General features: G+C 66.5%; 3 protein-coding genes. 2 read left to right on the forward strand and 1 reads right to left on the reverse strand.

The window, feature by feature from the left end; genetic code table 11:
* On the forward strand, positions 1-388 hold a 388-nt coding region (locus tag WAQ08_RS15475; protein WP_422192690.1), incomplete at its 5' end, for an EamA family transporter.
* 5 nt (positions 389-393) lie between these two features.
* Positions 394-813 carry a CoA transferase gene (locus tag WAQ08_RS15480; protein ID WP_422192692.1) on the forward strand — a complete coding sequence of 140 codons (420 nt, stop codon included), beginning with the start codon at positions 394-396 and terminating at the stop codon, positions 811-813.
* Positions 814-1,033: 220 nt separating this feature from the next.
* Here the strand turns inward: WAQ08_RS15480 and WAQ08_RS15485 are convergent.
* Positions 1,034-3,216: beta strand repeat-containing protein (locus WAQ08_RS15485; RefSeq protein WP_422192694.1), on the reverse strand; the 2,183-nt coding region annotated here is incomplete at its 5' end.

Genomic DNA, 3,216 nt, shown 5'->3' on the forward strand with positions numbered 1-3,216 from the left:
AGCAGGCACCATCCGCGAAGCGTCGAAGTCGCTCCCCAGCGGCGACTTCATGACCCGCGGCATCACCGTGCTCGCCTGCATGAACACCATCCAGATCGTTCTGATGGCAGCCTACCTCAGCCACCGAGATCCCGGTCAGTTCCGCAAGATCGGCGTCAACTGGAAGTCCTCGATCTGGGTCGGTGTTTTCAGCGTGCTGGGCTCGGCAGGCTGGGCCCTCGCCATGACCTTGGAGAATGCAGCTCTCGTTCGGGCCGTTGGCCAGATCGAGCTCGTCTTCACCTTCATCGCCTCGCATCTCGTCCTCAAGGAGCGACCGTCCATCGGCGAATGGTTCGGCAGTATCCTGGTGGTGGGAGGCGTCGTTCTCATCCTTGTAGCCAGGTGACATAAATGAAAGAGAGTTCACGGCCGCTCGAAGGCCTGCGTATCCTCGACTTCTCCACGACGATTGCCGGTCCGCATTGCAGTCGGTTGCTGGCCGATATGGGCGCCGACGTTATCAAGGTTGAATCGCCTGAGGGCGACCTGATGCGCAGCCGCCCCGTTCAGCGGGACGGTGCCAGCACGATGTTCGGCCAGCTCAACGCCGGCAAGAAATCGATCGTGCTCGACCTCAAGCGGCCGGAGTCCATCGCGGCGATCAAGAAGCTGGTCGCCAAGGTCGACATCCTGGTGGAGAACTACCGACCGGGCGTCATGAAGCGGCTGGGGCTCGACTATCCCGTGCTCGCCGCCGTCAATCCGAAGCTCATCTACTGCGCGATCTCGGGCTATGGCCAGACCGGCCCCATGGACTCATCGTCGGTATAGCCCCAGGCCAGACCCGTCGTGATGCCAGCCAGCGGCAGGCCTGCCACCAGGGGCAGACCGAGGAGGGCTCGCCGGGTGGGATCGGTGGCGTCGGGTTTGGAAGGTTTCATGCCAACAGGATCACGTTGATCGACACTCCGGCTCCGACTCGGGCGTCGGCCAATGGTTCGGGACACAAAACGGCATTTTTATCCTGAAACGCCGCGTTTGCGTAAGCTACTTATTGGCAGGTCATCGCTCCGGCAGCTGGTGTACATGATGGCGGCATCTGGATCGATTCGCTGCCTTCGGTGGCCGGGCGCCCGGCGCCCACTTCCGCGATCACGCCTGCGCGCAGGCGGGACGAGACGTTTTCGGTGCGCACGGTCTCCTCGAAGCGGGCCTTGCGCTGGTCTTCGATGATGGACAGCACCGAGGTCAGCGCGGCCTCTTCTTCAGGGGTGGCGGTGGCCAGACCGTTGTAAAACACGCGAATCTCGCTGGGCTTGCCGCTGCCGGGGTACGCCGGGGCCGGATCCCCCCCGCCTAGGAAGACGATGGCCTTGTCCTGCCCCACGCCGCCTGGGATCACCGTGACGATGCCGCCCAGGGCGTCGCTGCCCAAGCGCGTCCGGATCCAGGCAGCCTCGACGCTGCCGCCGATGTACAGCGGGCTGCCGCCGCCACCCAGTGCCGAGGTGGGGATCTTCAGGGCCAGCGAGGGCAGCGAGGCCGCCACCAGCTGCAGGGTCTTGTCGAAGGGCATGCGGCCACGGATGGTGCCGTCGAACTGCTGCGTCGTGATCTTGCTGGTCTCCAGCGTGATGCTGTCGCCTTCCAGGCCCTTGGCCGAACCGGCCGGCCCGGGGATGGTGGCATCGGGTTTGCCCGCAACATTGACCTCGGTCGACTTGATGCTGATCTCGCTGACCGAGATGGGCGCCGTGCCCAGGAATCGTGCATCGCCCACTTCTCCGGACGTACCGCTCACGGCGGAGATGCCGCCGCGGATGTCGTTGTCGCCGGTGAGGTAGATGGAGCCGTTGTTGGTGGCGTTGACCACCAGTGTCGACGTGGCGCCGGTGACGATGCGCCCGCCGCCTTGCGTCACGACGCCTTCGAAGATGCGGATCTGGGCGCCTTGCGAGGTGAAGATGCCGGAGCGCAGCGTGGCGTTGGGGTTGGCGCCGGCCGTGATGTTCAGCGTGCCGGTGTTCAGGGTCAGGTCATTGTTGAGCAGCACCTTGCCCGAGGCGTTGATGGTGCCGCCGGCGTTGGCCGTGACCGCGCCGTTGAGCGTGATGTCACGGTTGCCCGCGCCGCTGGCGAGGGTGAGCGTGCTGGTGGAGGTGCTGCCTGTCTGCACGCCGGACTGCGCCGCGGTGGACTGGGCCGACTCGAAGGCCTTGCCCGTGGGCACACCTGCGTCGCTGGCCGCCAGGGTCACGGCGCCGATGGGGCTCACGGTCAGGGCACCATTGGCGATGACCGAGACCCTGCCGCCTGCGCTGGCGCCAACGGTCAGCGAGCGGTCGTTGTCCACGCTGATGGACGAGCCGGCCTGCGCAGACAGGTTGTCCACGGAGGTGACCACATCGATCAGGCCCGAGGTAGAGGTCAGGCCGGCTGTGCTGGCGCTGATGTCACCGGTGATGTTGCCGCCGGCCTTGACCAGCGCGGTCGAGCCGGCCACCAGGTCCAGCCCCGTGGCACTGCCGCCTGCGATCAGGCCGATCTGCGCGCCGGAGATGGGTTGTGCTCCCTGGGTGATGTTGCCGCCGGCCTCGACCAGCACACGGCCGCCGGTGCCGACCTGGTTGTTGAGGGCCACGTGGCGATCGGCGCGGATGTTGATCTCGCCGGTGTCGCTGCTCAGGGCCTGGTTCAATGTGACATCGCTGTTGGCGCCGATGGCGCGCAGCTGGATGAAGTTGCCGCCGTCGACGTCCACGGCGTCGGTCAGCACCAGCGAGCCCTGTGCCGTGGCGCTCAGGTTGCCCTGGACATCGCCCGCATCCAGCGTGAGTGCCGAGGCGTTGACGATGGTGGCGTGGCCGTTGACGCCAGTGGTGTGCACGTCCACGGCGCCGGTGGACGCGAGCTGGTCCATCATGATGGTGGCGTTGGTGCCCGTGGTGGTGAAGCTGGAGGTGCCCGACACCGTGACGGTGCCCGAGTCCTGCAGATTGCCCGCGCTGGTGGCCGACAGGTTGCCGGTGACGCTGGTGGTGCCGAAGGCCGTGGTGCCGCCTGCTGTGGTGGTGGTGGTCAGGCCGACCGCGGAGCCGGAGACACCCAGGTTGCCGCCGGCGATCAGCGTGGCGGCGCCCGAGGCCGTGATGGCGGCGTTCAGGGCGTTGGTGTCCGTGATCTGGATGGTCGAGCCGGTGGCGGTGACATCGCCGGTGAAGTTGTTGCCGGTGT

It is taken from the genome of Aquabacterium sp. (genome assembly GCF_049274795.1).
Lineage (GTDB): Bacteria > Pseudomonadota > Gammaproteobacteria > Burkholderiales > Burkholderiaceae_C > Aquabacterium.